Source organism: Sporolactobacillus shoreicorticis, assembly GCF_024125445.1.
GTDB classification, from domain to species: domain Bacteria; phylum Bacillota; class Bacilli; order Bacillales; family Sporolactobacillaceae; genus Sporolactobacillus; species Sporolactobacillus shoreicorticis.
In genome coordinates this window covers 128,283-134,563 of sequence record NZ_JAMXWM010000009.1, presented here as the reverse complement: position 1 = coordinate 134,563, position 6,281 = coordinate 128,283, and the positions used below count along the sequence as shown (strand labels likewise).

The window sequence follows — 6,281 nt, the reverse complement described above, 5'->3', positions numbered from 1 at the left end:
TTGAAGCGGCGTTGTAACGAGGTCCTAGACTTCTACGACGATTTCAGTATTAAACTTGTGCGGCCTTTTGGGGACATGCTGGGGCTGCATGGCGAGTTTCTCCCGGCCAGCAAGCGGTATAGGAATGATTACCTCCAGTACGTGACCAGTGATTTTCTCGCCGGTTTAGGCTTTGGCGCCGCGCAGATGCTTGGGGAAACCGAAGGCATTTATATCGGCTACAATCTGGATACCGGGCGCAACGTGTACCTGAAGCCGAGTCTGGCGGCGCAGGGCGTGAAGGGATCCGTCACCAATGCGCTGGCGGCTGCCTTTCTCGGTTCCCTAGGCGGCGGCAAATCCTTTTCGAATAACCTGCTCGTCTATTATGCGGTTCTCTATGGTGGACAGGCGATGATCGTCGATCCCAAGTCTGAACGCGGCGGGTGGAGAGAGACCCTGCCGGAACTAACCGAAGAAATTAACATCATTAACTTGACCCGCGAGGAACGGAACAAAGGCTTGCTTGACCCTTACGTGATTATGAAGCAGACGAAGGACGCGGAGAGCCTCGCCATCGATATCCTGACCTTTCTCACGGGGATTTCCAGTCGAGATGGCGAGAAGTTCCCGACCTTGCGTAAGGCAATCCGCAAGGTCACGCAAAGTCATCAGCGCGGGCTTCTGCGTGTTATTGACGCGCTCTACAAGGAAAATACTCCCGTCGCGCGTAGCATCGCCGATCATATCGACAGCATTAAAGACAGCAATCTCGGACAGCTGTTATTTTCCGACGGCACGACCCTTCAGTCGATCAGTCTGGATAAGCCACTCAACATTATCCAAGTGGCGGATCTGGTGCTGCCCGATGCCGAAACCGACTTTAAGGACTATACCACTGTGGAGTTGTTAAGTGTGGCGATTTTAATGGTCATCAGCACCTTTGCCCTCGATTTCATTCACTCGGATCGCAGCGTGTTTAAAATAGTGGATTTAGATGAAGCGTGGAGCTTCCTGCAAGTCGCTCAAGGCAAGACCCTCTCGAACAAGCTGGTGCGTGCCGGACGCGCGATGAATGCCGGGGTTTATTTCGTGACGCAGAATGCCGATGACCTGCTCGACGAAAAGATGAAAAACAACATTGGTTTAAAATTTGCCTTTCGTTCAACGGATAGCCATGAGATTAAGAAAACACTGGCATTCTTCGGCGTAGACAAGGAGGATGCGCACAACCAGAAACGCTTACGTGATCTTGAAAATGGGCAGTGCCTGATTTCCGATTTGTATGGCCGAGTCGGCGTGATCCAGATCCATCCGGTTTTTGAGGCCTTACTCCATGCCTTTGACACGCGCCCGCCGGTTCGAAAGGAGGAAAATTGAATGCATCAGAAAAAGAAACGTCATTACGTCGTAGCGATTCTCTGGGTCACCCTTGGATCGCTGCTTTTCTTTGTCCTGATCGGGACCGCCGCTCAGGCGGCCGGTCTGGTCGATGAGACGGTCAGTGCGCAACATGCCTACTCGCACTATCCGCTGGACCATTACCAGCTCGATTTTTATGTGGACAATTCATGGGACTGGTTGCCATGGAATTGGACGGATGGCATCGGCAAACAGGTCATGTATGGGCTCTATGCGATCACGAATTTCGTCTGGACGCTCTCCCTCTACCTGTCGAATGCGACCGGGTATCTCGTGCAGGAAGCCTATTCCCTCGATTTTATTTCCAAAACCTCGGGCGCGATTGGCAAGAACATGCAGACGCTGGCCGGGATTTCATCGAGCGGTTTTCAAAGCGCCGGTTTTTATCCCGGGTTCCTGCTGATGTTTGTTTTGATTCTGGGCATCTACGTGACCTATGTGGGCCTGATCAAGCGCGAAACCACCAAAGCGATGCGTGCCGTGATGAACTTTTTCGTGGTATTTTTGTTGTCCACGTCCTTTATCGCCTATGCCCCGGACTATATTGCGAAAATCAATGGATTCTCAGCGGATGTCAGCCAAGCTAGTCTGTCGCTGGGGACGAAAATGGTCATGCCCCATTCAGCAAGCCGAGGTCAGGACAGCGCCGCCCTCATCCGAGATAACCTATTCGCCATCCAGGTCCAGCAGCCTTGGCTGCTCTTGCAGTATGGCAATTCGGATATGACGAAAATCGGGACGAAGCGGGTGGAAAAGCTGCTGTCGGAAAGTCCGGATGCGAACAATGGGCAAGACCGGGAAACGGTCGTCAAGGAGGAAATTGAAAAAGAAGGGAATAAGAACCTGACGCTGACCAAGACGACCCCGCGTCTGGGCATGGTGTTCTTCCTGTTTCTCTTTAATATTGGGATCTCGATCTTCGTGTTCCTGCTTTCAGGGATCATGATCTTCTCGCAGATCCTGTTCATTATCTATGCCCTTTTCCTGCCGATCAGTTTTCTGCTGTCGATGATTCCGGGTTTTAACGGTATGGGCAAGCAAGCGATCATGAAGCTCTTTAATGTCATCATGACGCGAGCGGGCATTACCCTGATTGTCACGATTGCCTTTTCCATTTCCACCATGCTTTATGCCCTATCCGGTACGTTTCCGTTTTTCCTGATCGCCTTTCTGCAGATTGTCACCTTTGCCGGGATTTACGCTAAACTGGGCGATCTGATGGGCCAGTTCCACTTGCAGGCGAGCGAGTCTCAGCAGATGGGCCGCCGAGTCCTGCATCGCCCTTATCGCGCCTTCAGCCGCGAGGCGCGACGATGGAAGCGGAGCATGGGCCGCTTCTTTACCGCTGGGGCAACCGGGGCAGCTGCTGGAGCTTGGGCAGGAACCGAAGAAGCTTCGAAATCGGGAGCTGCGCAAGGTACGCGAACTCAACGCCCGACACGTGAATCCGCCGCCTCATCCAAGCAACCTCAGCTAGAAGGCCGGACTGATCGAACAGCCGGTGCGGGCAAAGAAACAAAAAGTCGAAAAGCGAACCCTTCCAAGCAAAGCAGCACGCAGACCAAGGCATTACCCGTTAAGTTCCGCCATACTCTGCCTGAAGAAAAAAATAAAGAACACGACCCGATGACCAAAAAGACCGATGGCCCCCAAAGTCGTGGGGTTCAGAAAGTCGCGGGCAAAGAGCAGCCTCGTGAAGCACATCGCATTCAGCAGCAGCCGATGATTGCACAACGCCGGGAACTGGATCGGGCACGTCAACAAAAGACGATCCAATCGTCTCTGAATGGGCGGCTCAGAACGGATCAATCAAAGCGGAAACCGCTTCAAAAGAAGGAAATGGCAAGATCTCATTCGTCATCGCCGAGACCCTTAGCGCCTGATTCGATGTCTAAGCCAGGCAGAAGGGCCATGAGCCCTAATCGTTCATTCAATGATCAAACGGAAAAGGGCCAAATGGAACCTTTCGCGCTCAATCGTCCAATTGTTCATAAACCAAATTCTAAAGTGGGCCAAGATCTCATCAAGTATGACCTTAACAAGAAATCTCCTGTCAAAACTCGGAAAGAGCCAGAACTAATTTCTTCAAATTCAACACGACAACGACAGCCAACCGTACCTAAAACTAACTCATCGCAGGCTTCACTAGTCCAGAGATCCGTCACCGGTAGCAGAAAAAATCCGGCAAAAACGCGCCGACCGGCTGGGCAGCGCATGAATCGCGGGGAAAGGGGACGCCAGACATGAAACTAAAACTTTGGCTGATCTTCGGCATAGTCTTCGCTGTCTTGTTTTCCTTGTTGATTTTCGTCGCGATCTTTATTTCGGATGACGACAGTGGAGATGGCAATGACAACGGAATAGAGCTCGCGGGTGCAAATCTGTCGCCGGACGTGCTGGCCAACCAGCCGATGGTAGAGAAGTATGCGAAAAGCTATCAGATTGAGCGCTATGTCCGTGATTTGCTTGCGATCATGCAGGTGGAAAGCGGCGGACAGGGCACAGATGTGATGCAGTCGATGGCCTCGTCCGGAGAATCTCAACGCGCCTTTACTGTGGAAGACTCGATTAAGCAAGGCTGCAAATATTTTGCGACTTTACTGCAAGCGGCCAAGAAAACAGGCTGTGATCTTGATACCGTGATTCAAGCCTACAACTATGGAGGCAGTTTCATCGACTACGTAGCGAGTCATGGCAAGAAATACACGTTTGAATTGGCGGAAACCTTTGCGGAAGAAAAATCTGGTGGAGAAAAAGTTTCCTATAAAAATGCCATCACGATGAAAAGGAACAGTGGCTGGCGGTACCGGTATGGCAATATGTTCTACGTCGCTCTTGTGTCTCAATATCTGGCTGTGGCTCATGTCGATGATCAGGCCGTTCGGGCGATCATGAACGAGGCCTTGAAATATCAAGGCTGGCGCTATGTGTTTGGTGGGGATAATCCCAACACGTCCTTTGATTGTAGTGGACTGACGCAGTGGTGCTTTGGGAAAGCGGGTATTCGCCTGCCTAGGACAGCTCAAGAACAATATGACATCACGGAACATCTCCCTCTTTCAGAAGCCAAACCAGGAGATCTGGTTTTTTTTCATGATACCTATAACGCAGGCACTTATATCACACACGTCGGTATTTATGTTGGGAATAACCGGATGTACCAAGCGGGTGATCCGATTGGCTATGCGGATCTCACAACCCCATACTGGCAGAAACACCTCGTCAGCGCCGGGCGAATTAAAAACAAATAGAAAGGAAGTTTTGAGCAATGAAAATCAGAAGAAAAGCAAAACTATCTCAGCCGCAAAAGATTCAGGTAATGAAAGTCGGTCCCCATCGGAAATGGGTGATTTTCCTTTGGATTTTGCTCATCAGCAGTGTGGCTTTTGGGATCTATAAAAACTTTACCGGCATCAATCGGCACACGGTTCATGAAACCCGGGTGATTAAAGAACAGGTGGTCGATACGAACGCCATTGAAAATTTTGTGAAAAACTTTGCCCAAGTCTATTATTCCTGGGAGAATAACCAGAAAGCTATCGACGAGCGGGCAGAGGCGCTTCAAGGCTATTTGACGAAAGCGTTACAGGATTTAAATGACGACACTATTCGTCCGGATATTCCCACCTCTTCTTCAGTTCGCAGCGTGGACATTTGGAAGGTAAGGCGAATCGATGATCACGAGTATACCGTTATTTTTTCCGTTAATCAATGGATCACAGAAAGTAAAAAACGAAAGACGGTGGAGGCTTCCTATGAAGTGACCGTCTATGTTGATCAAGCCGGAAATCTAGTGATCATCCAAAATCCCACCATTTGCGGGCTTCCTGCAAAGTCAGCTTATGAGCCTAAGGCGGCAGACAGTGACAGTAACGTGGATGAAGAAGCGACGACTGGGGAAGTGACCGCATTTTTAAAGACCTTTTTTAAGCTCTACCCCACGGCAAATGAAAGTGAATTAGCCTACTATGTAAAGGAAAACGCGCTGAAACCCGTTGGCAAAAAGTATGTCTTTTCAGAGCTGATTAATCCCGTGTATCAGAAAAAAGGCAAACAAATTCAAGTGTCTGTATCGGTAAAATATCTTGATCAACAGACAAAAGCGATACAGGTGTCACAGTTTAATTTGACTTTAGAAAAAAATAGAAATTGGATGATTGTTAAATGAACCATTTAGTCACAGTTATGCGACTAAATTGCTGGCATGAAATCTCAATATGGGGGTATTCTCAGATCCCAAATACACTTTCTTTACACCAGATACAGCAAAGTTTAAAAGCCGTTTTTGATGTTTCAAGTTTTAATTGTTATCTATTTTCCTCTAGTAACGTAAAACTTTGCATGGGAGGGTTTGAGATACATTTTCTATACTTTCTACAAATACCTCAAGAAAACAGGGAATGGATTTCGAGATCCAAAATCTTTTAAACCTTTCTGAACGCATCTATTATCGAAAAAAGAAACGAACTTTTACAAAATTATCCATCGAACTGCATTTTTTGCAACTCAACGCATTGCGCCTCTGATGATCTCGTCCTTTATTTCGTGGCAATATTTTTGCAAGGGATTGATAGAGCGTATCTTAGCCAGGTTATTTTAGGCGAGAGGGGGGAGTCAATTGGCGGTCTAGGGAATCAGTGCTTAGGGCTTGTTAGTCTTGCTGATGACGGTGGATGTGATTGTTGGCATACTCAAAGAAATCAAGCAGAAAACCTTACAATTCGAGGCGATCTGAAACGGGCTACTCAAGAAATCTGGCACTTTCTGGCGCTGATCTTAGCTTATTTCCTGGGTTTATTAGTGACCCATGGAACGGCTATTTTTCAAACGCTTATGATTATCATGGTTATTTTGTGATGAAAGTCTGTCAATCATTGAAA

Annotated in this window: 5 protein-coding genes; all 5 read left to right on the top strand. The window is 48.5% G+C overall.

Translation table 11 applies throughout. The annotated features are described in order from the left end of the window. Nucleotides 1–1,359: ATP-binding protein (locus NIE88_RS09710; RefSeq protein WP_253061623.1), on the top strand; the 1,359-nt coding region annotated here is incomplete at its 5' end. Next, the gene (locus NIE88_RS09705; protein WP_253061621.1) at nucleotides 1,360–3,648 is read left to right on the top strand and encodes a CD3337/EF1877 family mobilome membrane protein; all 2,289 of its coding nucleotides are present in this window, start codon (nucleotides 1,360–1,362) and stop codon (nucleotides 3,646–3,648) included. It abuts the gene before it with no gap. Beyond that, complete coding sequence (locus tag NIE88_RS09700) at nucleotides 3,645–4,652, top strand: bifunctional lytic transglycosylase/C40 family peptidase (RefSeq protein WP_253061619.1); 1,008 nt, start codon at nucleotides 3,645–3,647, stop codon at nucleotides 4,650–4,652. The genes NIE88_RS09705 and NIE88_RS09700 overlap by 4 nt, the downstream gene beginning before the upstream one ends. 17 nt (nucleotides 4,653–4,669) lie before the next feature. Further along, the gene (locus NIE88_RS09695) at nucleotides 4,670–5,569 is read left to right on the top strand and encodes a conjugal transfer protein (protein WP_253061617.1); all 900 of its coding nucleotides are present in this window, start codon (nucleotides 4,670–4,672) and stop codon (nucleotides 5,567–5,569) included. A 389-nt stretch (nucleotides 5,570–5,958) separates the two neighbouring features. After that, nucleotides 5,959–6,258 carry a hypothetical protein gene (locus NIE88_RS09690; protein ID WP_253061615.1) on the top strand — a complete coding sequence of 100 codons (300 nt, stop codon included), beginning with the start codon at nucleotides 5,959–5,961 and terminating at the stop codon, nucleotides 6,256–6,258. Nucleotides 6,259–6,281 lie beyond the last annotated feature (23 nt).

Bases quoted from the DNA above. Each gene is read 5' to 3' on its own strand.
- NIE88_RS09695 (WP_253061617.1), top strand. From the start codon at position 4,670: ATGAAAATCAGAAGAAAAGCAAAACTATCTCAGCCGCAAAAGATTCAG.
- NIE88_RS09705 (WP_253061621.1), top strand. From the start codon at position 1,360: ATGCATCAGAAAAAGAAACGTCATTACGTCGTAGCGATTCTCTGGGTC.
- NIE88_RS09700 (WP_253061619.1), top strand. From the start codon at position 3,645: ATGAAACTAAAACTTTGGCTGATCTTCGGCATAGTCTTCGCTGTCTTG.